The sequence below is a fragment of the Corallococcus praedator genome (assembly GCF_003612125.1).
Taxonomy (GTDB): Bacteria; Myxococcota; Myxococcia; order Myxococcales; family Myxococcaceae; genus Corallococcus; species Corallococcus praedator.
Genome location: NZ_RAWI01000958.1, coordinates 1 through 459, shown reverse-complemented (window position 1 = coordinate 459; position 459 = coordinate 1). Strand labels below are relative to the sequence as shown.

Sequence of the window (459 nt, the reverse complement as noted above, 5' to 3'; positions counted from 1 at the left end):
GGTCAAACAGGCTAATTTTTGCATCAGACGCAAACGTTACCAACACATCAACATCGCTATCAGGGCGAAAGTCATTCCGCAGCACAGAACCAAACAGAGCGAGTTCAACAATTTGACGCTGCTGGCAAAAACTCGCGATTGCTTCTGCGGAAGCGTGGAGGCGATCGGAAAGCTGCGGGTTCACGGCTCGTCTCCTCTAGCTGGCTTTGCCTTCAGCACGTCTTTAATCTCAGCTAGAATCGCCAAAATTCGTTCTTCTTTCTGCCAAATATCTGAAACTAGCTGCTCCGGTGGCAGATGTTCAAAATCCGTTTGCGTCTTGGGATTCTTCTGATCCAAGTTGTAGATACACCAGTAAAGCGAATCGCCCTTTGCCTGCTCTTGTTTGGCTCGATCGCGCTGCTGCCGTTCCTCTCCCTGAAGGTCTTGCTGCTCCTGCTTCAAAGCGGCAATTTGCTT

2 protein-coding genes are annotated in these 459 nt (G+C 49.9%); both read right to left on the bottom strand.

What is annotated here, in order from left to right; all coding sequences use genetic code 11:
* The coding region (locus D7Y13_RS42585) for a nucleotidyltransferase family protein (protein ID WP_120631104.1) at nt 1–184 on the bottom strand (184 nt) is incomplete at its 3' end.
* Nucleotides 181–459: hypothetical protein (locus D7Y13_RS42580; RefSeq protein WP_208734612.1), on the bottom strand; the 279-nt coding region annotated here is incomplete at its 5' end. The genes D7Y13_RS42580 and D7Y13_RS42585, both read right to left, overlap by 4 nt.